We start from the raw sequence: 24,463 nt of genomic DNA on the forward strand, positions 1-24,463 counted from the left end.
CGCTGTGTCAGGTGAGCAGTTCCGTGAGTGGATCGACGGAGAAATACAGCGCGAACAGCGCCGCTACCACCCACAGCAGCGGATGGACGGTGCGTGCCTTACCGCTCACCGCGTGGAGGACGACCCAGGTGATGAAGCCGACGCCGATGCCGTTGGCGATCGAGTAGGTGAACGGCATGACCATGATCGTCATGAACGCGGGGAGAGCGATTTCGAACTTCGTGAAGTCGATGTCGCGGACCTGTCCGATCATGAGCGCACCGACGACGACGAGCGCGGGCGCTGCCGCCTCGATCGGCACGACCTCGTAGAGCGGGGTCAGGAACATCGCAAGCAGGAACAGCAGACCCGTGACGACGTTGGCGAGGCCGGTACGGGCGCCTTCCGCGATACCCGACGCGGACTCGACGAACACCGTGTTGGACGATGCGGACGCACCACCACCGACGATGGCGCCTGCGCCTTCGACCACGAGCGCCTTGCCGATACCCGGCAGGTTGCCGTCCTTGTCGGTGAGTCGAGCTTCCTTTCCGAGGCCCGTCATGGTGCCCATGGCGTCGAAGAAGTTGGCCAGCACGAGGGTGAAGACGAGCAGCGACGCGGCGATCACGCCGATACGAGTGAATGCGCCGAACAGGTTGACGTCACCCACCAACGACAGGTTCGGGATGCCGAAGAAGGAGTCGGGTGCAGCAGGAAGGCCGAGGTTCCAGCCCTTCGGGTTGGTGCCCTGCGACGGCCCCACCTTGGCGATGGCCTCGACGATCATCGCGACGATCGTCGTGGTGATGATGCCGATGAGCAGGCCGCCGGGGACCTTCTTCACCACCAGCACGCCCATGAGGAGCACGCCGAACACGAAGACGAAGGTCGGCCACGAGGCGATGGAACCGTCGATGCCCAGCCCGACGGGGACGGTGGTACCGGCCGCGTCGGGGATGCGCCGCACGAATCCGGCGTCGACCATGCCGATGAACGCGATGAACGCACCGATACCGGCCGCGATCCCTGCCTTGAGTTCCTTCGGAATCGCGTTGAACACGGCGGTACGGAAACCGGTGAGGGCGAGCGCGACGATGATGATGCCATCGATGACGACCAGACCCATCGCTTCGGGCCACGTCACCTGGGGAGCGATCGTCACCGCGAGCAGGCTGTTGATGCCCAGGCCGGCGGCGATCGCGAACGGGTAGTTCGCGACCACACCGAAGATGATGCTCATCAGACCCGCCACGAGCGCGGTGACCGCGGCGACCTGGTTGACAGGCAGGATGTTGCCCAGGACGTCGATCTTCGCGGTCGCGTCCTCAGCGGAGAAGCTGCCGAGAATCAGGGGGTTGAGCACCACGATGTACGACATCGCGAAGAACGTGACGAGGCCGCCACGCACCTCCCGCGAGACCGTCGAACCTCGCTCGGTGATCTTGAAATACGTGTCCAGAAATGATGATTTCTTGGAATCGGTGCCTACGGCCATGTCCACTTTTCCGCTCGTCGAGTACCGTGCGTCGCAACGGATGAAGATTATTGCAGCGGTGAGGTTCTAATCTGCAATCGTGAGAAACTCAGAAAACATCGCCGCGCGTATCCGGATCCTGGCCGACCCCCGGCCCGCACTGGCGATCGGAACCGCGTTCTGGGCGATCGCCTCGCTCGTGGTCCTGTTCGCCGACGACCGATGGTCGGATGCCCTGCCCGTGTGTATCGCCGGAATCATCGTGGGGCTCTTGGGAACTTCTCTGTTCCTGATTCAGCGGTCGGCGTCGCGTCGCGGTCGGAGGGGTGCACAGACAGGCCTGGACTGAACACCGCAACGGGCCACGTATCCCGCGCTAGCGGCGTCCACGCCTGCCCTGGATCCACGTGAGCAACCACACCCACGACAACGCCCAGGCGACACCGAGAATCCACCCGGCGACGACATCGGTCGACCAGTGCGCCGCGAGGTACACGCGGCTCGAGCCCACCAGCACCGTGTAGGCGCCGAGGCCGACGATCGCGGCCGTTCTACGACGATCGCCGCGAGGCCAGGTCCGGATCGCGACGACAGCGAGTGTCGTCGCGATCACCGCGCTCATCATCGCGTGCCCCGACGGAAACGACCACGTGGCGAGGTCCATCAACCGGTCCGGCTCCGCCGGCCGAGCCCGGTCGATCAGATTCTTCATCGCTGTCATCACGGGCCAGCCCGTGGCCACCGCTCCTCCGACGAGCAACGCGTCGGCCGGCCTGGATGCGCGCAGCAGGAGCATCACGGCAATCAGGGCGACCACGAAGTTCGCGACCCCACCACCGGTATGGGTGATCACGGTGAACACCGTGGTGAGCTCCGGGCTCCGGATGTCGAGGACCCAGTCGAGCATTGCCTCGTCGAGTGTCACAGCCCCGTCGAGTGCCACAGCCCCGTCGAGTGTCACGAGCTGCGGGACAGCCCGGCGATCGCGCCCGGAAGGCCGCTACGCGTGCAGTGGACGGCGCCGGATGCATCGACCCACCACGGCACCTCTCGGTCGCCGATGATCGCACCGGTGCAGCGCACCGTGAGCGACTCGTGCATCACCAGTGGCCGCGTGGGCAGCGGCAGCCCCGCGGTGACCGCAGCGAGTACAGCCTCCGGTTCACGACCCCACGTCGTGGACCGGCCGTGCCCGGCCGGTTCGCCGGACACCACAGTCGACGCTGCAGCGATGTCTAGGAGCTCGGCGAGCGCGGCCGCGTGCGCGTGGCCGACGGCGACGAGCCGATCGGCCGGGATCACCGCAGCGAACCACGGTAGGTCGGCCACGAGGGCGTCTGCGGCATCGACGACGGTGCCCGCGAGGCTGCGGACCCCGGCGGGCAGGATCACGCCGTCGAGGTCGATGGTGCCTGCGGCGTAGCACTGCGCGAGGGCGGTGTGCACCGCGACCACGGCCGCCGGGCCGGGCCGACGCCCGGGGTCTGCGAGCCGATCGAGCAGGATCTCGGCGAGGTCGGGATCCTCGATCCGGGTTCCGGCCAGGCATGCGCGGAATGCTCCCGCATCGGGATGTGTACACGGGTCGAGCAGACCCTCGAAATCAGCGTCGTCGACGTACCGGAGGTGTCCGAGCGGCTGGTCGCCGAGCACGGCGTAGTTGCGCAGCCACCACGCGGTATAGCCGTCGCGGTCGGTGAGTGTCGCGGCGGTGCCGGGCTCCGCGGCCAGCAACGCGAGGGCCCGGCCCCAGCGGGTCTCGTCGACGAGATCGAGATCGCGCACCGCGACAAGCGTCTCGGGGTCGGTATCGACGGTCTGCCACCAGGTGTCCTCGTCGGGCAGGTCGTGGTCGGGTCCGGTCGGCAGCTCGGCGCGCAGCACGGTGAATCCCCAGCCGACACCGATTGCGCGCAGCGGTTCGGCGCCGTACTTCTCGACGAGAACCGCATCGATCGTGCCGAACGGCGAATCCTCGACGAGGACCTCCGCGAGCGGCGCATCCGGGAGGAGCAGCTCGTCGGCGGGGGCGAGCTCACCGTCTGCGTCGGTCAACAGCAACGCCCCGAGTTCGCGGGGCACGGCACCGACGGGGACCCTCGCGACGAGCGTCAGCACGACGGCGGCGAGGTTCTCGGCCGTCTCTTCGTCGGGATCGTGGTGCACGTCGTCGATGGCCGCAGCAAGCGCCGGATCGCCGAGCAGGTCTTCGGCGGTCACGGTGCCCGCGCCGAGCCTGGTCAGTAGCGGGTGCGCCGCGTCGGGATGCACGAGCCGCACCCACGGCAACGCGAGGGAGCCGAGATCGTGCATCACCGTGGTCCGCGGGCCGGTGACGGTTCGCCCGTCGGACAGCGGCACGGGTAGCGCCGCGAGCTCCTCCGCGGTGACCGCGTCGACGACGAACGGTGTCAGTGCCTCGTACAGCCGGTTCCACCAGCCCGGCTCCCGGGAGTGCCCGGCAAGCAGATCGGCGACACGTGCGAGACCGATGCGATGCACATCGACAGCAGCGAGCGCCGCCGCGTGTCGCGGCGAGCACAGCGCCGGGGAGATCAGCCCGGGGACAACCTCGTCGAGGGCTTCGGCCAGGTCGTCGTCGAGTCCGGTCAGTGCCGCCGCACGGTCGGGTGCGAGGTCGTCTCCCTCACCTGCGGCAGGGAGCCACCTGGTGCGCCGCAACTCTTCGAACAGCGCCTCGCGGATGCGTCCGTCGACCTCGCTGCGCGCGAAACCCGGTGTCGGCACCAGGTGGAGTCGCTGATCACCGGGCAGGGCCGCGACGAAGTCGGCGTACCCCTGCGCGAGATGGTCGACCGGCGCACCCGGCAGCATCCGTCTGCGGTCCGGCTGCATCGGGACGTCGGCGACCACGAGCGCGGGCAACGACAGTTCCTCGTCCGACCGGGTGGGTGCGCGGAGCACGTCGTCGTGGACCGGCCGGACCACGCCGTCGACGACAGGCACGAGCCATCGGGCTGCCGCGCCGCGGTGCTCCCACCAGCAGTGTTCGCCGATACGTAGTTCTCGCAGCCCCGACTCGAGAATGCGTTCGGTACGGACGAACTCGTCGTCGTCGATGACGATCGTCTGCAGCGCGGGCAGTTCGAGGAGCAGATCGATCGCCTCACGGCGGAAATCGTCGAGCAGCGTCTCGGCATCGATTCCGGAACGGACGTCGAGCACCACTTCGGTATCGCTGCCCGCAACCGGCTCGGTCGCGCTCGGCCACACCAGACGCAGGGTCGGCACGCTGCCGTCGGGAACGATCAATCCGTGTTCGGCCAGGACGTCACGGGTCTGCGCGGCGGAGAACCTGATGGCCCCGGTGCGCGACCGCACCTCGACCTCGTCGGAAATCGCGAGGACCGCGGTGAATCCGACTCCGAACCGCCCGACACCACCGGTCTTGCTCGACGCACGCAACGCGGTCAGTGCCTGGACGCCGGTCTCGTCGAGGGGCGCTCCGGTGTTGGCGATGTGCAGGCACGTCCCGATCTGCCACACCCGCAGTGTGCCCGCGATACCGGCACGACTCGCAGCGTCGGCTGCGTTCTGTGCCAGCTCGGTCAGAACTCGGTCGCGGTATCCGGCGCGGACGAGATCCGCTTCGGTGGCGATGTCCTCCCGCAGACGTGTCGGCGACGACCGCCACGCGGCAACGAGACCGTCGCGTAGCGCCGCGGTGCCGAAGGGATCCGCGGTGTCGGGGACCTGCACGTCAGTCGGTCTGTTCCGACTGCGCATTCTCGGTGCCGGTTGTGTTCTCGGTGTGTTCTGCGGCGACGGCAGGGAGCTCGACGATCTCGATCGCCCCGTCGTCGTACGCGTCGAACTGCGGCGAACCCGCGCCGGTGGGCAAGGTGGTATCGGAGTGCGCACCGCAACCGAATTCGGCGTGCACAACATGGCCGTCGGCGGCGAACTCGTTTCCGCACACACCGAACGCAGCCCGCAACGACCCCGCGAGCGGCAGGTAGAACGCGCACAGCATGCACGTCGACGGCGCAGCCTTGGCCATCTCCGAATGGGGGCCGTACTCACTGTCGAGCCATCGCTGCGCTGCGCCGAGCCGGCCTTCGAGACTCATCACCTGCTTGCGACCGAGCCCGATCTCACCGGCTGTCTCGTCGACGTCGGGATCGCCCGAGGCGGTGTATCCCGGCACGAGCCGCTCGTCGTCGGGCGCGGAGGCCAGCAGATCGCCCGGCCCCAGGTCGCCGGGGCGGATCCGCTCGTTCCACGGCACCCATGCCGGTGCGACCAGCGATTCGGGGCCCGGCAGCAATACCAGTTCACTCACGGTGACGTGATCGGATTCGGGCGCGGCCGCCACCACGACCGCCCACTGCCAACCGTGATATCCGGCCAGGTCGGCTGCGAAGCGGTGGGTAGCCGCGCATTCGTCGTCGGCGGTGACGCCCAGATAGGCGCCGACGACGCCCTCTCCGAGCTCGTTCAGGGCAGCCCGGGCGACCTCCACGGCCTCAGCGAGCACCGATCGGACAGCCGGATCCACCGAAGGTTCCGTTCCGGGGGCAACGGCAGAAGATGCAACGCTCACGAGCACCATTGTGCCGGACAGATGCCCCGGCGTGGCGCCCGGCCATGAGAAGACACCTGAGACGACCGTGAAGAAACAGAAGTCGGCATCGGGAAGATGGACTCATGAAGCGTCGACCGGCCCCCTTCGCCCTCGCCCTCGCCCTCCTGACCGCGGGCTGCAGCGACACCGTCGTCACCGAACCCGGGCCACCGGCCGACGAACTCCGCGTCGAGATCGTCGCGGAGCATCCACATGATCCGGGGGCGTTCACCCAGGGTCTCGAACTCGACGGCGGTGACCTGTTCGAGGGCACCGGGCGAGAGGGGTCGTCGTGGGTGTCGGCCCGCCCGCTCGACACACTCACCGAGCGCACCCGGGTGCCACTTCCCGACGACATGTTCGGCGAAGGCATCACCGTCGCCGATGGGGTGGTGTGGCAGCTCACATGGAAGGACGGGGTGGCGTTCGTCCGCGACCGCGACAGTCTCGCAGAGCTGCGGCGTGTCGACTTCGACGGTGAGGGCTGGGGCCTGTGCGACCAGCCCGAGCGTCTGGTGATGAGCGACGGCTCCGCGGAGCTGACGTTCCGCGACCGCGACACCTTCGCCGAACTGGGGCGGGTCACGGTGCATCGCGACGGTCGTGCGGTGTCGAATCTGAACGAGCTCGAATGCACCGACGACGGTGCCGTGTACGCAAATGTGTGGAAGACCGAGGAGATCGTGCGGATCGACCCCGAGTCCGGCCGGGTGGGCGCGACGATCGACGCGTCGGCACTCCTCGACAGACTCGCCGAGACCGATCGGAACAATATCGACGTCATGAACGGGATCGCCCACATCCCAGGTACGGACCGTTTCCTCGTGACCGGCAAGTTGTGGCCGACGCTGTTCGAAGTTCGCTTCGTACCGTGACCCGCGCTGCGAGCGACCCGACTGCACAACGGGTGCGCGGTGGTGAAGAATCGAAGCGTGACCGAACCGGAAGAGCGACCTGCCGATAGGGCGGACGATCGTGCCCCGGGCTCTCGGCATCCGGGGTACAGCAACTATCCGCCGCCGCGCCGCGTCTCTGCGCGCCGGACACCGTTGCCACCGTTGCATCCGATAGACGAGCCGCAGCACCCACGCCCTGAAGGCGCCGACAAACGCACGGCTGCGAACAGCGGCGCCGGGCCGTCGAAGGATTCCTCCGACGCGAAGGACGACCGGTCGGGTGGCAACAGCCGGTCCAGTGGCAACAGGGGGCCCCACGCGCCGCGGATGCCCCGCAAACTCACCGTGACGCGGGTCGCGGCGTTCCGCAGCCGCGAGCTCACCCACAAGGGCATCGCGACGTTCCGCCGCGCCGCGACCGCCGACGGCGCCGACAAGTCCGGTCTGACGGCGCTGACCTACGCGACCATGGCGAACTTCGCCGCCGACGCGGCGATGGCGGTGGCATTGGCGAACACTCTGTTCTTCTCGGCCGCGACCGGTGAGGACAAGACGAAGGTCGCGTTGTATCTGCTCATCACGATCGCGCCGTTCGCCGTCATCGCTCCGTTGATCGGCCCGCTCCTGGACCGGCTCCAGCACGGGCGGCGGCTCGCGCTGGCGACGTCGTTCGGGTTGCGGACCGTCCTCGCCGTCGTCTTGATCTTCAACTTCGACAGCTGGGCGTTGTATCCCGCTGCGCTGGCGATGATGGTGCTCAGTAAATCGTTCGCGGTCCTCAAGTCCGCGGTCACGCCGAGGGTGCTGCCACCCGAGATAGACCTGGTACGGGTCAACTCCAGACTCACCGTGTTCGGCCTGGTCGGAGGCACACTCGGCTTCGGCGCGATAGCCGGCGCCGCGGCGTGGACGTTCAACTCTGCCGGTGCGCTGTGGCTGTGTGCCGGGATCACCGTGTTCGGTGCGTACCTGAGCATGCGGATACCGGCATGGGTCGAGGTCACCGAAGGTGAGGTTCCCGCGACGCTGTCGTACCACGGGCCCGAGGCGCGCACCGACGTGCTCGACACCAGGACCGAGGTGATCTCTGCCAACGGCAAGAGCCGGCAGCCACTCGGTCGCACTGTGGTCACCGGACTGTGGGGCAACGGCACGATCCGTGTGCTCACCGGCTTCCTCACCTTGTTCATCGCGTTCGTGGCGAAGAGCGCCACCGAACAGTCCCCGCTCATGCAGGCCGCGATGCTCGGTTTCGTCGGTGCTGCCGCGGCGATCGGAAACTTCGCGGGCAACGCGACCGGCGCACGGATGGCGTTGGGTCGTCCCGCACTGATCGTCGTGCGATGTGCGGCCGCCGTGGTTGTGGTCGCCGCGATCGTCGCGGCGACGGACAATGTGGTCGCCGCCGCCTTGGCCGCGTTGATCGCTGCCTGCGCGAGTGCCCTGGCGAAGGTGTCGCTCGACGCATCGCTGCAGCAGGATCTCCCCGAGGAATCCATCGCATCGGGATTCGGCCGGTCGGAAACCGTCCTTCAGCTGAGTTGGGTGCTGGGCGGCGCCATGGGAGTTCTGCTTCCGACCGAGCTGTGGATCGGTTTCTCGGTCGTGACGGTGGTGCTGGTACTCGGGTTCACCCAGACCCTGCTCACTTACCGTGGAAAGACGTTGCTGCCCGGCCTGGGCGGCAGGAGGCCCGAGCATGCCTCCACCGAAACTGCCGACGAGCGCGGTGCGCGCCCGGACGGGCAGCCGACACGAAATGGGAGCCGATGAATCTGCAAGCCCGGACGAAGAAGGCGATCGCGCTGATCGCGGTAGTCCTGGTGGTGGTCGCTGTGGGTATCGGCGCGGTGATCTGGAAGCTCGTCGACTCGGCCGAGCCGCGGCTGCCCGAGATCACCGCCTTCGGCGACGGCACCTCGGTCACGGTGCCTCCGACGCAGCACTGCAACGTCAACCTCGAGGACTGCGTCGAGAATCCGATCACCCAGCTCTCCGTCCGCGCCGGGTATCCCCTGCAGTTGTCGCTGCCGTCGGCGATCTCCGATGCGCCGTGGCGGCTGATCGCGGTGTACGGCGATCTCGAGACGGGCCAGACGTTCCTCGACGGCATCATGGTCGATCCGGGGCAGCAGCGCGCGATCACCGTGCCGAGCGATCCGTCGCTGCAGTTGCTCGGTGTGGAGGTTCAGCTGCCCTCCGCTGTGGTGGACGAGGCCGGCGAGCCGATCGCTCACGCCGTGTGGGCAGTCCAGACGTTCTGAGGCCGCTGCTTCGAGGGCCGAAAGATGCCGAATGCCGTATCCGAACGAATCGGATACGGCATTCGGCGTTTCTGTCGCGGTCGTCCGTCTCAGTGGTCGAGCTCGCGGGCGACGGCGCGCATGACCTCGGAGATCCGCTGCCCGGCCTTGCGGTCCGGATAGCGACCACGCCGCAAGTCGGGCTGGATCGCGGCTTCGAGCAGCTTGATCATGTCCTCGACCATGCCGTGCAGTTCGTCGGGTGAGCGTCGTTCACGTGCCGGCGCTTCACGTCGTCCGCCCTGCTGCCGCAGCGTCGGCTGCTCGAGCAACTCGACCTTGAGCGCCTGGGGCCCACGACGACCGACGGCCATCCCGAATTCGACGCGCTGGCCCGCTTTGAGGCTCTCGACGCCCTCGGGGAGTGCCGATGCGCGGACGTAGACGTCCTCGCCTTCGTCCTGAGACAGGAAGCCGAAGCCCTTCTCGACGTCGTACCATTTCACCTTGCCGGTCGGCACCGCGCTCACCTGCTCCTCGACGGCCGCGCCCGAGGGCACGATGTGGACATGCAAAACAACGCGCCCCAACCCTCACCGAGCGGGACGCGCATACGCGTTGAGTGTACCTCGGCGCACATACCGCCCCCGACGGCCGGCGACTACCGTAGTCGTCGTGGGTAACTCTTCTTCCGATTCCGTTCGTGCGTCCGGCAAGGGTCTGTTCAATGCCGCCATCGTGTGCTTCGCGGTGGGCATCGTGGCAGTGGTGGCAATCTTCCTGACTCCGATCCTCACCGACGGCAAGCCGGGTCTCGTCCTGTTTCTCCTCACTCTCGCGTGGCCGCTCGGCTTCGCGTTGGCCATCGCGTTCGCCCTGCAGTCGGGTCGGCGCTCGAAGGGCGGTAACGGTTCATGAGGGTTGTTCTCAACATCATCTGGCTGGTCTTCGGCGGTTTGTGGCTGGCGCTCGGATACTTCCTCGCGGGCATCATCTGCTGCATCCTCATCATCACGATTCCGTTCGGTATCGCCTCGTTCCGTATCGGCGTCTATGCGCTGTGGCCGTTCGGGAAGACAGCTGTCGACAAGCCGACTGCGGGAGCCGGCTCGATGATCGGGAATGTGATCTGGATCGTGATCGCCGGCATCTGGCTGGCCCTCGGACACATCGCGACAGCGATCGCCATGGCCATCACGATCATCGGCATTCCGCTCGCGATCGCGAACCTGAAAATGATCCCGATCTCTCTGATGCCACTCGGGAAAGACATCGTTCCCGTCGATGCACGCCCGACATACATGTGACCTTTATCACATAACGAGCTGATAACAGCACGGGTTCGAAACGGGTTTCGGAGGCTACTCGCGCGACTACCAGCGAGTTCGCTCCGGAATAGCCCCAGTACAGCCTCGAGACCTCATCCGGTCGTGCGTTACCAATTGGTGACACTCGCCCACCGGACCGTTACCGTCGTCATCGGTCGGACCGCCTGGTCCAACCAACCCGGGCCCGCCGCGCCAAATTCCTGTCCCGCGGAAACCCGGTTATCCCGACAAACGATCCACGAGGGACAGGAAACGGGGGACCCAACCGGTCTCCCTCGGAAGTACCCCGGCCCCCGCCGGGACGCTTCCCCGGAGGCCCGGCCGGCCGCTCACGCGACAGGCCTCGGGGTGAAGCCGGAACGCTCGATGAGCGCAACGGCCGGACTACCTCTTCAGTCCGAACCCGACAGCTGACCTCGTAGGCGCGTGCGGAGAGGAAACGGAACCGACATGAGCGGACGCCATCGCAAGCCTTCCAACACCGGCCGGACTGTCGCGAAGTTCGCGCTGACCGGCGCCGTCCTCGGCGTGACGGGTGTCGCCTTCAGCGGCACCGCCGCCGCAGCGCCCGACTCCGACTGGGACCGCCTCGCACAGTGCGAGTCCGGCGGAAACTGGGCCATCGCCACCGGCAACGGCTACCACGGTGGCCTGCAGTTCTCGCCGAGCACCTGGAACGCCTACGGCGGTCAGGAATACGCAGCCACCGCCAACCAGGCCAGCCGCGACCAGCAGATCGCCGTCGCCGAGCGCGTCCTCGCCGGCCAGGGCTGGGGCGCATGGCCGTCCTGCTCCTCGAGCCTCGGCCTGTCCAGCTCCCCGACACAGCGTGAGGCCCCCAGCGCTCCCGCTCAGTCCACCCCCGCGCCGGTCACCGAGAACCGCCAGATCCCGCAGCTTTCCGAGGTTCCGGCACTGCCCGCCGAGGCCCAGGGCATCATCGACGGCTTCGAACAGGGCGTCGACGCACTGCAGGCCGCCGGTATCGCGCTCGACCCGGCCGTCCTCGACGCAGTCCGCGCCGTTCTGCCCCAGTAGGCAACACTCAGCAGTACCAGCAAAGAACCCCGCACCGGATTCGGTGCGGGGTTCTTCGTTGTCGGGGAGCCTGACGACCGAGGAAGACTCGGTGCCGAGGAACTCAGCGGTTGATGACGGTGCGCGGGTGCGTGTAGGGAAGCTCCTCCGCCGGGACGGGGAACACGGCGTCCTCGCCGTACGGGGAGAGCGGACCCGAACGCGTCGACGACAGTTCGGTGACCGCATGGTCGCCATCTGCCAACTCCGGCCATCCGCGATCGACGTAGAGGTTCTTCGATTTGTCAGCCATGACGCTCATTTTGGCAGGTGAGTTCGTCTTAGGCCATCTCAGGTCTCTAATCTGGATCTGATGACACCCGCCACGCCCGCCCCCGACGCCGCATCGGACTCGCTCGCCCAGTGGCTGTCCGATCGCCGCGACACGGAACTCGTCGCTCTTCTGCGCTCGAGACCCGACCTGGTGGTGCCCCCACCCGCGACGATGAGCGTGCTCGCGAATCGCGCGCGCCAACGCGCTTCGGTGTTCCGCGCAGCGAACGACTTCACCACCGCGGAGTTCGGGGTCATCGAGGCACTCGCGCGGCTCGGGGCCGTCGACGACGGGGTGCCGAGGAAAACTCTCGTCGACGATCTGCGAGGGCGGATCACTGCCAAGTCCGTCGATCGGATTCTCGACCGTCTGCGCTCCGTCCTGCTGGTGTGGGACACCTCCGACGGCCTGCGTCTCGTCGCAGCCGCCGTCGAGGCCGTGCCGTGGAGGGTCGGACGCACACCCGAAACGGACGCGTTCACCCGCGAAGAGCTCGAAGTGGTCCTCGCCGAACTCGAGCCCTCGCAACGCAGCATTCTCGACACCCTGGCGCGGACGTCGCCCATCGGGCGCACCCGCGACGCCGCGCCCGGATCCGACGAGACCCGACCCGTACAGAAGCTCCTGGCAGCCGGGTTGCTCACCCGCATCGACGACGAGACGGTCGAACTTCCCCACCGGGTCGGGCAAGCATTGCGCGGCGAAGCACCGTTCGATCCGGCATCCCTGACTCCCCCGGGCTTCAAGGCGACCACCAAAACCGCTCCCGATACGAACAGCACCGCCGCAGGCGCCGCATTGGAACTACTGCGCCACTGCGAAGACCTGATCACCGCGCTGGGCCGCCAGCCCGCCCCCGCACTGCGCTCCGGTGGTCTGGGAGTCCGCGAGCTCCACCGGCTCGCGAAGTCGCTCGATCTCACCGACGACCACACCGCACTGCTCGTCGAGGTACTCGCAGCGGCAGGAATCATCGCACGCGGAAACCCCGATCCCGCTCCGCCCGGCGACATCGACGACTATTGGGCTCCCACCACCTCGGCCGACGGATGGCTCACCGCGAACACCGCGCACCGCTGGGCGGTTCTCGCCGGTGCGTGGCTGGACGCGCCGCGGCGTCCCTGGCTGATCGGACGTCGCGACCAGAACGACAAGCCGATCGCGGCGTTGTCCGACGAGGTGAACTCCCCGACCGCGGCCTACGACCGCAGGATCCTCCTCGAAGTACTCGCCGACCACATTGCGCCGTCCCCGGCCGAAGTGCAGGCCGTCGTGGCCTGGCGGCGACCTCGGTCCGCAGGCCACTTCGGCCACGAGACGGTGACCCAGACAATCCGTGAAGCCACCGCGCTCGCGTTGGTCGCCCACGACAATCTCGGCTCACCCGGCAAGGCCCTGCTGCACGGTGGCGACGCCGAAACCGAGATGGCGAACACGCTTCCCGAACCCGTCGACCACGTCCTCGTCCAGGCCGACCTCACCGTCGTCGCACCCGGACCTCTCGTCCCGGAACTCGCCGGGCGGGTCGCACTTGTCGCCGACGTCGAATCCGCAGGCGCCGCCACGGTCTACCGGATCAGTGAGGGCACCGTGCGCCGTGCGCTCGACGCGGGCCTCGGTGCAGGTGAGCTGCACGCCCTGTTCTCGGCCCACTCGCGCACACCCGTCCCTCAGTCGCTGACCTACCTGATCGACGACGTGGCACGGCGCCACGGCCGGTTGCGCGCAGGCATCGCGTCGTCGTTCGTACGCGCCGACGATCCGGCACTGCTCGCAGAGGTGCTCGCGACACCGGTCGCCGCGACGCTGGCGTTGCGTGCGGTCGCACCGACGGTCGCCATCTCGCAGGCGCCCCTCGCCGAGGTACTCACCTCACTGAGGCAAGCAGGCTTCGCTCCGGCAGGCGAGGACGCATCCGGCGCGGTGCTGGATCTGCGCCCGCGCGGCGCACGGCTGGTGGTGCCGCGGTCGCGTCCCCGCTACGCCGGACCGCTTCCGCCCAACGACGAACAGCTCGAAACGCTGGTACGCACGCTGCGCGCCGGCGACCGCGCCGCGTCCGCCCCGGCGAGTACACCGGTGCGCGGAGACGGCAGCCGTACGGGTGGTGCGGCAACGATGGCGCTGCTGCAACTGGCGGTCCATGCCAAGCGCAGTGTGACCCTCGGATACGTCGACGCACAGGGCACCGCAACCCGTCGCATCGTGGACCCGGTCAGCATCGCGGGCGGACAGCTCGACGCATTCGACCCCGCGACCGGCTCGGTGCGCAGTTTCGTGCTGCACCGTGTCGCGTCGGTCGCGCTGGTGGACTGAGTCTGCCGCTCGTCACACCGCAGGCACTGATGCTCGCGCGTTCGCGTCGACAACGAATTGGTTGCCGGGGCGAGGAAGTCCGTAGTGGCCACGCAACGTCGTCTCGGTGTATTCGGTGCGGAACAGTCTGCGCTCCTGCAGGATCGGCACCACCCGGTCGACGAAGAGCTCGAGGCCGGACGGCAAGACCGCCGGCATGATGTTGAATCCGTCGGCGGCGCCGCTGCGGAACCAGTGTTCGATCGTGTCCGCAACCTGCTCGGCTGTGCCTGCGAACGTGCGGTGTCCACGGCCGCCCCCGAGACGCGCGATGAGCTCACGCACCGTCAACCTGTCACGGCGGCCAAGTTGCACGATCAGTGTGTACCGGCTCTTGGCTCCTTCGATCTCGTCTTCCGACGGCAGATCTTCCGGCAGTTCCCGATCGAGATCGAGGTCCTCGGGTGCAAGCCCGAAGCGCTCGGCGAGCTGGTCTCGCGCATACTCGGGTGAGATAAGCCGGGCGAGTTCGGCGTCGAGTTCGCGGGCCTGTTCCTCCGTGTCGCCGATGACGGGCACTATCCCGGGGAGAATCAGCACCTGGTCGGGATTGCGTCCGACTTTCGCGACCCGGTCCTTGACGTCGTCGTAGAAGGCCTTGCCCTCTTCGAAGGTGGGCTGCGCCGTGAAGATCGCCTCTGAGTAGAGCGCGGCGAAATCTTTACCGTTCTCCGATGACCCGGCCTGCACGAGCAGCGGATATCCCTGCGGGGAGCGGGGAACGTTGAGCGGTCCGGCGACCTTGAAGAACTCGCCGTCGTGGTCGAACCCGTGGACCTTCGCCGAATCGGAATGGACGGCCGATTCCTTGTCCGCAACGATCGCGTCGTCTTCCCAGCTGTCCCACAGCTTCGTGGAGACCTCGACGAACTCGGCGGCGCGCTGGTAACGGGTCTTGTGCGCGGGCACGCCGTCGAGACCGAAGTTGCGGGCGGCGGCGTCGCCCGCGGTGGTGACGATGTTCCAGCCGGCCCGGCCCCCGCTCACGAAGTCGAGGGAGGCGAAGCGACGCGCGAGGTTGTAGGGCTCGTTGTAGCTCGTCGATGCCGTGGCGATCAAACCGATCCTCGACGTCGCTGCTCCGATGGCCGTCAGGATGATCGTCGGTTCGAGCTTGCCAGAGGGGCGCCGCTCGGGAACGCCCATCAGAACGGGGCTGTCGGCAAGGAACACTGAGTCGAACTTCCCACGCTCGGCAAACTGTGCGAGCGAGATGTAATGGCCGATATCGAGGTTCGCGTTCGGGTCGCTCTCGGGAAGTCGCCACGCGGCCTCGTGATGCCCGATCGGCATCAGGAAGACGTTGAGGTGAAGCGTGCGGTTCTCAGGTGTACTTGTCATCACTTCTCCTGCTGGGAAAGGGTTTCGACGCCGAGAGCGCCGAGAAGGGTGTCTCTGATCTGACGAAAACCGGGATCGTCGAAGGATCGGGGCTTCGGGAGGTCGACGATCCTGTCGACCTCGATTCGCCCCTCGTGTAGTACCACGACGCGGTCGGCGAGCATGATCGCTTCGTCCACATCATGGGTGACGAGCAGGACGGTGGGCCGGTGCCTTTCGATCAGCTGGTCGAGGAGGCCGTGCATCTTGATGCGCGTCAGCGCGTCCAGGGCGCCGAACGGCTCGTCGGCAAGCAGAAGCCTGGGATCTCGCACGAGTGCGCGGGCCAACGCGACCCGCTGTTGCTCACCGCCCGACAGGTCGAGCGGCCACGCATCCTCGCGACCGGTCAGACCTACTTCGCAGAGAAGCGCACTTCCTTTCTCCCGGTCTTTGTGGCCGAGCCCGAGTGTCACGTTGTCGAGCACGCGGAGCCATGGAAGCAGTCTCGAATCCTGGAAGGCAACCGAAATCTCTTCGGGAACAGAAAGAGTTCCACCGTGGACCTCGACGTCGTAGTCGAGGCCAGCAAGTGCGCGCAGCAACGTGGATTTGCCGGATCCACTCTTGCCGAGCAATGCCACGAACTGTCCGTCGGGAATGTCGAGGTCGAGTTCGTCGAGGACATGCCTGTCGCCGAAACCGCGGATCAGGCCACGGATCTGCACTGCGCTCATCCGCCGAGCGTCTTCCGCCAGGCGAGCGCACGCCGCTCGAGTGCGCGCAGTCCAGCGTCGGAGAGCAATCCGAACACGGCGTAGACGACGAGACCGACGAGGATGACGTCGGACTGACCGTAGTTCTGCGCATTGTACATCATCTTGCCCAGCCCGGTGACGGCGTTGATGCCCTCGACCACTATGAGCGTGAGCCACGCCCCCGTGACGGACAACCGAAGTCCGAGAAAGAACCCGGGCAGGGCACCGGGCAATACGACCTTGCGGATGAATGCGGCACGGGAGAGCCTCAGGACCTCGGAGAGTTCGACGTACCGCTGGTCGATGGCGGTCAGCGAGTTGTGTGTCTGGATGTACATGTGTACGACGACACCCAGCGCGATGATCGTGATCTTGAAGGTCTCACCGATGCCGAGCCACAGGATCAGCAGCGGAATCAGGCCGAGTGTCGGAATCGCACGTTTGACCTGTACGGGCCCGTCGATCAGCGCTTCGCCAGTGCGGGTGAGGCCGGACGCCAAGGCAAGAGCGGTACCGATGGCCACACCGATCACGAACCCGAGGCCTGCCCGGCCCAGTGAGGTCAGGACATGCTGTTGCAGGACGCCATCGGAGATGAGTTCGATTGCAGTGGACACAACCGTCCAGGGCGCCGACAGTTTGCGCTCGTCGATCAATCCCGCAGCCGATCCGATCGCCCAGACCGCGAGCAGAATCACTACACCGGCCATACGGGAGAAGGGGAATGCCTTGCGAAGACCGAGTCTTCGGATCGGTCGGATTCCGCCGCCCGCCATGGGTTCGTGGGCGAGTGCGTCGGGACGGATTCCCGGCGGCTTGATCAGTGTTTCGGTCACAAGTCCGCTCCTACGCGATAAATTTCCGGAACAGATTCGTAGGCAAGGGTTTCGAATCTACGGTCGAACAAGTCTTCAGCGTCGACCTCGGAGAACCAACCGCCCTCGGCGAGGATGTCTGCAGTCTCCTGCGTCCACTGGATGGCGTAATCCCACGACGACGGGTACCGCGGCTCCTGACCGACCGAATCGATGATGCGCTTGCCGTCCTCGAACGACACACCTTCGGAATCGACGTAATACGCCTGGATCCACTTATCGGGGTTCTCCCAGGCCCACACGTCACTTCGAGCCCAGAGCGGGATGACCGACTTGATCGCGGCAGCCTTCGCTGGATCTTCAAGCACCGAGACCGGCGCCCAGAGCACCGACAGAGCATCTACCTCCGGTGTGACGATGCCGCGCGCGCCCTCGTCACCGTACTCATCGAGATACTTGGTCAGTGACGGCTCGCTCAGGGGTGCCACGTCGACCTGCCCCGACTGGAGCGCGGTGAGGAACTGAGTGCTGGGCAGCTCGACGATCTCCACTTCATCGAATCCGATCCCGAGAGTCTTCAATGTCCGGAGCACGACGACACCCTGCGCCTGTCCTGGCGAGACCGCGATCTTCCTACCTCGCAGATCGTCGAGCGACTCCACCTCCGAACCGGGCGACGTCGCGAGCTCGTACTGCGCCTTGTCCTTCTCTTTGACCGCGACGATCTTGGCGTCGAAGCCGGTGGCGGCGGCCTGAATCGGGGGTACAGCGGCGTTGGTCGCAAGAGCGATCGCGTCACCACGGAATCCCTGGATGACGTCTGGTCCCGCAGAAACGTCCGGCCAATCCGACACAGTGAATCCCAGCTCGTCGATCAAGCCGGACGCCTCGAGTTGAACTTTCGTCGTCTTGGTGGCAAGGCTCAACGAGGTACCGGCAGGCACGTCGTCGGGAATCGGTGCATCTGCCGCGAGGCCGCCCCCTCCCGAATCGGTAGCGCACCCGGCGAGCACAAGGCTCGCTACCGCAGCAACCGCGAGTGCATCCCGCGCTTTTCGAGCGCGGCCGAGTACAGCAGATGACATCTGGTCCCCCGAAGGTCGGTGTGTGGATCGTGTGACGGGCACGCTAACCCCGGGGATCTCCCCCGGACCAGGGATAGGCGCTGCGTGAACTTAAGTCACCCTTTTTTGCAAACTGGATTTTTCTGGAATTTGACGTATGGTGTGGCTCGTTGAGTAATTGCCACTTCGAAAAGAGGAGCGACAATGGCCGACAAGGGAAAAACACTCAAGAAACCCGCGCAGTCCATGAAAGAACGCCGGGAAGAAAAGCGCCAGAAGGCAGCGGATGCCGGAGAATTCATCCGCAAACGGAAGCGGAGCTGAGACCGGCGAACGCCATGACTACCGAAACTGCAGTGCTCGAAGCACTGTACGAAACGATCCGCGACCTGCCGGTTCATTCGGTCGGCAGCGAGGCGCGAAGCAACGGATATCGAGCAGCCCTGGCCCGCGCACGAGTGTTCGTCCTCGACGAACGAGCCGGAGCGATCAGAACACCGGCATGAGATGAGAAAAACGGTGACCGAATGAAACGGACGCTACACGCCCTGGACAGAATTCAGGAAAGACTCGAAGGGGAATTGGATTCCGTGACGGTCTCGTCGGAAAAGGAAGCCGGATACCGATCCGGGATTTCGGAGGCGCTCGTGTGCGTGATGGAGGTGCGCCGATCGCTGACGAGCTGACCCCGCGGTGGATCGACACCGCTGCGGGTCGGAACTGGTGATGTCCGGACGCATGGGCGGCGCGCAGGTGGCGCGCCGCCCTCCGCATCTGGACAATGGAGGAGTTCTACTTTTCTCTCACCAGGAGGCTTCGTGGCCGACGGACCGTTGATCGTCCAGTCAGACAAGACCGTGCTGCTCGAGGTCGACCACGAATTGGCGAACGCAGCCCGGCAGGCCATCGCTCCCTTCGCGGAACTCGAGCGGGCACCCGAGCACGTCCACACCTACCGGGTCACTCCGCTGGCACTGTGGAACGCACGCGCAGCAGGCCATGACGCCGAACAGGTCGTCGACGCGCTCGTCACATACTCACGCTTCGCTGTGCCGCAGCCGCTGCTCGTCGACATCGTCGACACCATGGGCCGGTACGGCCGCCTCCAGCTCGTGAAGAATCCCGCCCACGGACTGACGCTCGTCAGCTTCGACAACGCGGTGCTGATCGAGATCATGCGCAACAAGAAGATCGCGCCGATGCTCGGCGCGCGCATCGACGACGACACGGTGCTCGTGCACCCCAGCGAACGCGGTCGTCTCAAGCAGATGCTGCTCAAGGTGGGTTGGCCGGCGGAGGATCTCGCCGGGTACGTCGACGGTGAGGCGCACACTATCGACCTCGACTTCGAGACACATCCGTGGCATCTGCGCGACTACCAGGAGATGGCCGCGGATTCCTTCTGGGACGGCGGGTCCGGTGTCGTCGTGCTGCCCTGCGGTGCAGGCAAGACGATGGTGGGCGCGGCCGCCATGGCGAAGGCCGGTGCCACCACACTGATCCTCGTGACGAACACCGTCGCGGGTCGGCAGTGGAAACGCGAGTTGATCGCACGCACCTCGCTCACCGAGGAAGAGATCGGCGAGTACTCGGGTGAGAAGAAGGAGATCCGCCCGGTGACCATCGCCACCTACCAGGTGGTCACCCGTAAGACGAAGGGTGAGTACCGCCACCTCGAGCTGTTCGATTCCCGCGACTGGGGACTGATGATCTACGACGAGGTGCACCTGCTCCCGGCACCCGTATTCCGGATGACGGCGGATCTGCAGTCGCGGCGACGCCTCGGACTGACCGCCACGCTCGTGCGTGAGGACGGACGCGAAGGCGACGTGTTCTCCCTCATCGGACCCAAGCGATACGACGCGCCGTGGAAGGACATCGAAGCGCAGGGCTGGATCGCCCCGGCCGACTGTGTGGAGGTGCGTGTCACGCTCACCGATGCCGAACGGATGGCGTACGCGGTGGCCGAACCGGAAGAGCGCTACAAGCTGTGCTCGACGGCACGCACCAAGAACGCGGTGGTCAAGTCGATCCTCGCCCGCCACCCGAACTCGCCGACACTCGTCATCGGCGCCTATCTCGATCAGCTCGACGAGCTCGGTGAGGCGCTCGATGCTCCGGTGATCAAGGGTTCGACGCGCAGCAAGGAACGCGAGTTGTTGTTCGATCGCTTCCGCAACGGCGAGGTCGATGTGCTCGTCGTGTCGAAGGTCGCGAACTTCTCGATCGACCTGCCGGAGGCGTCGGTGGCGGTGCAGGTGTCGGGTACGTTCGGGTCGCGACAGGAAGAGGCCCAGCGGCTCGGGAGGCTCCTGCGCCCGAAGCAGGACGGCGGGCAGGCGCACTTCTACTCGGTCGTCTCACGCGACACCCTCGACGCCGAGTACGCCGCGCACCGTCAGCGATTCCTTGCCGAACAGGGCTACGCATACCGGATCACCGACGCCGACGACCTGCTGGGACCTCAGATCGGCTGAGCTGATGTCCTGGAAGGGGACGGCCACGGCCGTCGCCGCAGTGCGTCCGTAATCGTGGCGGCCGCCAAGAAGGGGTGGCGGGACCTCGTCGCGCTCGAAGACGTCCTAGGCTCGACGTCGTGAGCATGCGTGCAGGAATCGTCGTGACCGGGACCGAGATACTCACGGGCAGGATCACCGACCAGAACGGGCCGTGGCTGTCCCACCAGCTCCTGATACTCGGCGTCGACGTCGCCCACATCACGATCTGCGGCGACCGGCCCACCGACCTGATCGCACAACTACGCTTCCTCGCTGATCAGGACGTCGACCTCATCGTCACCAGCGGTGGTCTCGGCCCCACTGCCGACGACCTCACCGTCGCTACCGTCGCCGAGTTCTGCACTCGCGAGCTACGGCTCGACCCCGAACTCGAAGAACACATCGCGGGCATCATCCGCCACCACCGCCCGCACACCCCCGACCTCGACGCAGGGCCGACGCGTATCGGGATCCGCAAGCAGGCGCAGATCCCGACCGGTGCCACCGCCCTACCGCCGACCGGCACAGCACCGGGCGTGGTAATCCCCGCAGTAGCCGGTGACCGGCCGGTCCCGACCATCGTCATCCTCCCCGGTCCTCCCGGAGAACTACAGGCGATGTGGCCCAGCGCGATCACCTCACCAGCGGTCGCCGAGGTGCTGACCCGAGCCGACGACCTGCAGCAGGAAACCGTGCGCGCCTACGGATTGCACGAGGCACAACTCGCCGAGACACTGCGCCGAGCCGAAGCAGAGATCGCCGACCTCGATCGACTCGAGATCACCACATGTCTTCGAGACGGTGAACTCGACATGGTGACCCGATTCGCCTCCGGCGACGCGGACCTCTATCGCCGTCTTCTCGACGTTCTCGCCGAACATCATGGACGCCAGATCTTCTCGACCGACGGCTCCACCATCGAAGACCAGCTGATCGACGCCCTCGCGGGCCGGCTGATCGCGACTGCGGAGTCGTGCACGGGCGGGCTCATCGCTGCGCGTCTCACCGACCGCCCCGGGTCGTCGTCCTATGTCGTGGGCGGCGTCGTCTCGTACTCCAACGAGGCGAAGTCCGATCTGCTCGACGTACCGGCCGAGATGATCGCCGCGCACGGTGCGGTGAGCGAACGAGTCGCCGCAGCCATGGCCGAGGGCGCCAGATCCCGTCTCGGGGCCGACGTCGCGGTCTCTACCACCGGGATCGCTGGCCCCGGCGGTGGCACCGAAGCCAAGCCGGTGGGCACAGTCTGCTTCGGCGTCGCGATCGACGGACGGCCGACATACGCCATCACCCGCCGCTTCCCCGGGGACCGCGAACGAGTCCGAACCCTCACCACCACAGCCGCACTGCATCTGGTTGTCGCACAACTCGAACGAGGTTGAATCTGTATCTCTGTCAGAGCCCACTGGCCCGGACGAGTCGATATTCCTGCTCGGGTCGTCCGGTGCTGCCGTATCTCAGCTGCATCCGCAGTTGCCCTTTCGCAACGAGGGCTGCCAGGTAGCGCTGAGCGGTCGCGCGCGACATCCCCGTTGCCATCGCGACCTCACCGGCCGACAGTGGTTGCGACGATTCCCGAAGCGCGTTCATCACAAGATCTTTGGTAACCGAACGCGCTAGCGGCGCAGCGGAGGTGGAGGTCGGCAGCACGGGACGCAGCGCAGCGAGTGCCGTGTCGATCTCGGTTTGGGTGAGTTCCGCCGACGAGACGATGCGTCGATACTGCGCGTATGCGGCGAGTCTGCGCGCCAGTTCGGTATTGGAGAACGGTTTGACGAGGTAGACCAGCGCCCCGGCAGTCATTGCCTGCCGTACCGTGATGCCTTCACCGGCAGCGCCGAGGACGAAACTGTCGCAGTCCAGTTCGCGGATCAGGTCGACCCCCGACCCGTCGGGGAGATACACGTCCACCAGCGCCAGGTCGACCGGGGTACGCCGGACCGCGTCCCGCGCCGCAGCGACACTGCCCACCGTGTTCACGACCGTGAAGCCGGCGACGCCCGACACCACCTGCGCGTGTAGGTCGGCGACGCGGAAATCGTCGTCGACGACGAGCACCGTCAGATCTGATCCGCCCACCGCGTGTCTCCTTCGTCGAGAACTCCGGCGAGAGTTGCGAGGAACACCGCGCCACCGGTCGGGTTGTCCGGGCTTCGATGTCCGCCGCGATCGACCAGGCGCACATCTCCCCCGTGGTCACGTGCGATCTGCCGCGCCAAGGCCAGTCCCATCCCACGTCCACCCGGTACCCCGCTGTCGATGTGGGTGGTAGCACCCTCCACGAAGACGTCGGAAAGCTCGGCCGCAACGCCGTTTCCGGTATCGGCGACCGTAATGTGCAGATCCGCGCTGTCCTCGACGAGCTCGATTTCCACTTCCGCCGGGCGATGACCGCTCTCCTTTGCCGCCTCGATCCCATTGTCGAGCAGGTTCCCGAGAACGGTTGTCACATCGACGGGGACGCGCAACACGCCGTGCACCCACGTGTTCTCCCCCAGAACCAGGCGGACGCCACTCTCACGCGCATGGGACGCCTTCGCGGTGAGGAACGCGTGCAGATACGGGTCGGCCACGGTGCCGATACCGTCGAGCTGCTGCCCCAGAGGTCCCGACCCGATGATCTGCTCGATGAAGTCGGCGGCCTGCGTCGTGCGTCCCCGCTGCAGAAGCCCGTTCAACAAGTGGAGCCGATTGGCGAACTCGTGCCGCTGCGCACGCAATGCCGTGGTGAGCGACTGGACGGCCCCGAGTTCACGTGTGAGGTTCTCGATGTCGGTGCGGTCGCGCACCGACATCACCGTGCCGAGATTCTTTCGATCACGTACCACCCGCCGCGCGACCGCGACGACAACCCGGTCTCCTGCGGTCGCCGCGACCGGCATGCTCTGCGCATCGTGCAGGATGTCCAGCAGACGCGGACTGATCCCGATCTCGTCGATCGGATCGCCTGCGCCGCCGTGCAGGTTCAGCAGTCGGCGCGCTTCTGAGTTGACCACGGTCACGGTGCCGCTCGCGTCCGTGGCGACCACACCATCAGAGATTCCGTGCAGCACCACCTCCTGCTCGCGGACGAGCTCCGCGAGCTGATCGGGTTCGAGACCGAGCGTGAGTGTTTTCCACCGGTTCGCCAGCAGTATCGACCCGGCGGTCCCGAACGCCAACGCCCCGAGCGCAATCAGAGCCGCATAGCCGAGGTCGCTTCGCAGGTCGGAATGAACCCGGTCGGTAGAGATCCCGACGCTCACCTCTCCAACGACAACGGACTCTCCGGCAACAACGGACTCTCCGGCAACACTGTCCGACGCGGGGCCCGTCACGGGCACCTTCGCGCGGACGGACTGCCCGAGTGTTCCGGACTCGCTCACCACCACCTCGCGTCCGGCCAGAGCCTCGGCCGGATCCGTGCTGACCCGCAGGCCGAGCAACCGCGGGTCCGGGTGTGCGAGCCGCAATCCCTTCTCGTCGGTGATCACGACGAACAGTGCCCCGGTCGCGGCCCGTACGGATTCGGCGGCCGCCTGCAGTTCCCCGTCCGCCAGTTCCGGATTGTCGGGTCCGACCACCCCGTCGTCGGCCGCCGCGAGCCGGGCCACCTCACCGCGCACGGTCTCGTCTGCGGCGACGGTCCTCGCGACTGCAAGCGCACGCTGCCCGTGTTCGTCGGTGACCCTTTTCTCCGTGGTCGTGGCGAACACCGCGAACCCGATACCGAGGGTGACCGCCACGACCGCGGACTGCAGCAGCAACACCTGCGTGCGGAGTTTCACGGCGTCCCCGGATCTGTCGACATTTCA

23 protein-coding genes and 1 riboswitch are annotated in these 24,463 nt (G+C 66.6%); of the genes, 11 read left to right on the top strand and 12 right to left on the bottom strand.

The genetic code is table 11. The annotated features are described in order from the left end of the window. Positions 1 to 7: 7 nt before the first annotated feature. Positions 8 to 1,477, bottom strand: a complete 1,470-nt coding sequence (locus ACFWCF_RS07465; protein WP_378489188.1) for an NCS2 family permease — start codon at positions 1,475 to 1,477, stop codon at positions 8 to 10. Between the two features lie 79 nt (positions 1,478 to 1,556). Here ACFWCF_RS07465 and ACFWCF_RS07470 point away from each other — a divergent pair, with 79 nt between their 5' ends. Continuing rightward, the gene (locus ACFWCF_RS07470) at positions 1,557 to 1,805 is read left to right on the top strand and encodes a DUF2530 domain-containing protein (protein ID WP_378489187.1); all 249 of its coding nucleotides are present in this window, start codon (positions 1,557 to 1,559) and stop codon (positions 1,803 to 1,805) included. 27 nt (positions 1,806 to 1,832) lie between these two features. On the opposite strand, the gene ACFWCF_RS07475 is transcribed toward ACFWCF_RS07470, so the two are convergent. From ACFWCF_RS07475 to ACFWCF_RS07485, 3 genes are read right to left on the bottom strand one after another with little or no spacing between them, the layout of a single operon-like run. Further along, positions 1,833 to 2,399, bottom strand: coding sequence for a phosphatase PAP2 family protein (locus tag ACFWCF_RS07475; RefSeq protein WP_378559115.1), 567 nt, complete (start codon positions 2,397 to 2,399; stop codon positions 1,833 to 1,835). A gap of 14 nt (positions 2,400 to 2,413) precedes the next feature. Next, positions 2,414 to 5,176 (bottom strand): sacsin N-terminal ATP-binding-like domain-containing protein, encoded by a 2,763-nt coding sequence (locus ACFWCF_RS07480; RefSeq protein ID WP_378559118.1) that lies wholly within the window; start codon positions 5,174 to 5,176, stop codon positions 2,414 to 2,416. Position 5,177: 1 nt separating this feature from the next. Further along, positions 5,178 to 6,029 carry a DUF3027 domain-containing protein gene (locus ACFWCF_RS07485; protein ID WP_378559121.1) on the bottom strand — a complete coding sequence of 284 codons (852 nt, stop codon included), beginning with the start codon at positions 6,027 to 6,029 and terminating at the stop codon, positions 5,178 to 5,180. A 95-nt stretch (positions 6,030 to 6,124) separates the two neighbouring features. Between ACFWCF_RS07485 and ACFWCF_RS07490 the strand changes: the two genes are divergently transcribed. From ACFWCF_RS07490 to ACFWCF_RS07500, 3 genes are read left to right on the top strand one after another with little or no spacing between them, the layout of a single operon-like run. Beyond that, complete coding sequence (locus ACFWCF_RS07490; protein ID WP_378559124.1) at positions 6,125 to 6,916, top strand: glutaminyl-peptide cyclotransferase; 792 nt, start codon at positions 6,125 to 6,127, stop codon at positions 6,914 to 6,916. Positions 6,917 to 6,973: 57 nt separating this feature from the next. Further along, a complete protein-coding gene (locus ACFWCF_RS07495; protein WP_378559127.1) occupies positions 6,974 to 8,710 on the top strand; it encodes an MFS transporter in 1,737 nt (578 codons plus the stop codon). Further along, positions 8,707 to 9,201, top strand: coding sequence for a DUF2771 domain-containing protein (locus ACFWCF_RS07500; RefSeq protein ID WP_378489181.1), 495 nt, complete (start codon positions 8,707 to 8,709; stop codon positions 9,199 to 9,201). The genes ACFWCF_RS07495 and ACFWCF_RS07500 overlap by 4 nt, the downstream gene beginning before the upstream one ends. A gap of 89 nt (positions 9,202 to 9,290) precedes the next feature. Here ACFWCF_RS07500 and ACFWCF_RS07505 read toward each other — a convergent pair whose 3' ends face one another. Then, complete coding sequence (locus ACFWCF_RS07505; RefSeq protein ID WP_378559432.1) at positions 9,291 to 9,701, bottom strand: cold-shock protein; 411 nt, start codon at positions 9,699 to 9,701, stop codon at positions 9,291 to 9,293. A 154-nt stretch (positions 9,702 to 9,855) separates the two neighbouring features. Here ACFWCF_RS07505 and ACFWCF_RS07510 point away from each other — a divergent pair, with 154 nt between their 5' ends. From ACFWCF_RS07510 to ACFWCF_RS07520, 3 genes are all read left to right on the top strand, one after another. Beyond that, on the top strand, positions 9,856 to 10,098 hold the full coding sequence (locus ACFWCF_RS07510) for a hypothetical protein (protein ID WP_378489180.1): 243 nt from the start codon (positions 9,856 to 9,858) through the stop codon (positions 10,096 to 10,098). Continuing rightward, complete coding sequence (locus tag ACFWCF_RS07515; RefSeq protein ID WP_378559130.1) at positions 10,095 to 10,487, top strand: YccF domain-containing protein; 393 nt, start codon at positions 10,095 to 10,097, stop codon at positions 10,485 to 10,487. The genes ACFWCF_RS07510 and ACFWCF_RS07515 overlap by 4 nt, the downstream gene beginning before the upstream one ends. Before the next feature lie 217 nt (positions 10,488 to 10,704). Then, positions 10,705 to 10,949: riboswitch (cyclic di-AMP (ydaO/yuaA leader) on the top strand. A gap of 9 nt (positions 10,950 to 10,958) precedes the next feature. Then, the gene (locus tag ACFWCF_RS07520; RefSeq protein WP_378559133.1) at positions 10,959 to 11,546 is read left to right on the top strand and encodes a transglycosylase family protein; all 588 of its coding nucleotides are present in this window, start codon (positions 10,959 to 10,961) and stop codon (positions 11,544 to 11,546) included. A gap of 103 nt (positions 11,547 to 11,649) precedes the next feature. Here ACFWCF_RS07520 and ACFWCF_RS07525 read toward each other — a convergent pair whose 3' ends face one another. Then, positions 11,650 to 11,838, bottom strand: a complete 189-nt coding sequence (locus tag ACFWCF_RS07525) for a hypothetical protein (RefSeq protein ID WP_378489177.1) — start codon at positions 11,836 to 11,838, stop codon at positions 11,650 to 11,652. A 60-nt stretch (positions 11,839 to 11,898) separates the two neighbouring features. On the opposite strand from ACFWCF_RS07525, the gene ACFWCF_RS07530 reads away from it, so the two are divergent. After that, a complete protein-coding gene (locus ACFWCF_RS07530) occupies positions 11,899 to 14,175 on the top strand; it encodes a helicase-associated domain-containing protein (RefSeq protein ID WP_378559136.1) in 2,277 nt (758 codons plus the stop codon). Between the two features lie 12 nt (positions 14,176 to 14,187). Here ACFWCF_RS07530 and ACFWCF_RS07535 read toward each other — a convergent pair whose 3' ends face one another. Genes ACFWCF_RS07535 through ACFWCF_RS07550 form a run of 4 tightly spaced genes read right to left on the bottom strand, consistent with a single transcriptional unit; the run spans position 14,188 to position 18,192 of the window. Beyond that, the gene (locus tag ACFWCF_RS07535) at positions 14,188 to 15,555 is read right to left on the bottom strand and encodes an LLM class flavin-dependent oxidoreductase (RefSeq protein WP_378559139.1); all 1,368 of its coding nucleotides are present in this window, start codon (positions 15,553 to 15,555) and stop codon (positions 14,188 to 14,190) included. Further along, on the bottom strand, positions 15,555 to 16,292 hold the full coding sequence (locus ACFWCF_RS07540; RefSeq protein ID WP_378559435.1) for an ABC transporter ATP-binding protein: 738 nt from the start codon (positions 16,290 to 16,292) through the stop codon (positions 15,555 to 15,557). The genes ACFWCF_RS07535 and ACFWCF_RS07540 overlap by 1 nt, the downstream gene beginning before the upstream one ends. Further along, positions 16,268 to 17,128, bottom strand: coding sequence for an ABC transporter permease (locus ACFWCF_RS07545; protein ID WP_378559142.1), 861 nt, complete (start codon positions 17,126 to 17,128; stop codon positions 16,268 to 16,270). Before ACFWCF_RS07545 ends, ACFWCF_RS07540 begins: the two co-directional genes overlap by 25 nt. Next, a complete protein-coding gene (locus tag ACFWCF_RS07550; RefSeq protein WP_378559145.1) occupies positions 17,125 to 18,192 on the bottom strand; it encodes an ABC transporter substrate-binding protein in 1,068 nt (355 codons plus the stop codon). Before ACFWCF_RS07550 ends, ACFWCF_RS07545 begins: the two co-directional genes overlap by 4 nt. A gap of 317 nt (positions 18,193 to 18,509) precedes the next feature. Between ACFWCF_RS07550 and ACFWCF_RS07555 the strand changes: the two genes are divergently transcribed. The 3 genes from ACFWCF_RS07555 to ACFWCF_RS07565 all read left to right on the top strand — a co-directional run bounded on the left by ACFWCF_RS07555 (position 18,510) and on the right by ACFWCF_RS07565 (position 22,051). Continuing rightward, positions 18,510 to 18,677, top strand: a complete 168-nt coding sequence (locus tag ACFWCF_RS07555; RefSeq protein ID WP_378559148.1) for a hypothetical protein — start codon at positions 18,510 to 18,512, stop codon at positions 18,675 to 18,677. A 312-nt stretch (positions 18,678 to 18,989) separates the two neighbouring features. Then, a complete protein-coding gene (locus ACFWCF_RS07560; RefSeq protein ID WP_378489172.1) occupies positions 18,990 to 20,648 on the top strand; it encodes a DNA repair helicase XPB in 1,659 nt (552 codons plus the stop codon). A gap of 119 nt (positions 20,649 to 20,767) precedes the next feature. After that, positions 20,768 to 22,051, top strand: a complete 1,284-nt coding sequence (locus ACFWCF_RS07565; RefSeq protein WP_378559152.1) for a competence/damage-inducible protein A — start codon at positions 20,768 to 20,770, stop codon at positions 22,049 to 22,051. 13 nt (positions 22,052 to 22,064) lie between these two features. Here the strand turns inward: ACFWCF_RS07565 and ACFWCF_RS07570 are convergent, their stop codons facing one another. Both ACFWCF_RS07570 and ACFWCF_RS07575 read right to left on the bottom strand, forming a co-directional pair. Next, a complete protein-coding gene (locus ACFWCF_RS07570) occupies positions 22,065 to 22,748 on the bottom strand; it encodes a response regulator (protein WP_378559155.1) in 684 nt (227 codons plus the stop codon). Continuing rightward, complete coding sequence (locus tag ACFWCF_RS07575; protein ID WP_378559158.1) at positions 22,730 to 24,436, bottom strand: ATP-binding protein; 1,707 nt, start codon at positions 24,434 to 24,436, stop codon at positions 22,730 to 22,732. The genes ACFWCF_RS07570 and ACFWCF_RS07575 overlap by 19 nt, the downstream gene beginning before the upstream one ends. Positions 24,437 to 24,463 lie beyond the last annotated feature (27 nt).

The organism is Rhodococcus sp. NPDC060090 (genome assembly GCF_042729855.1).
Lineage (GTDB): Bacteria > Actinomycetota > Actinomycetes > Mycobacteriales > Mycobacteriaceae > Rhodococcus.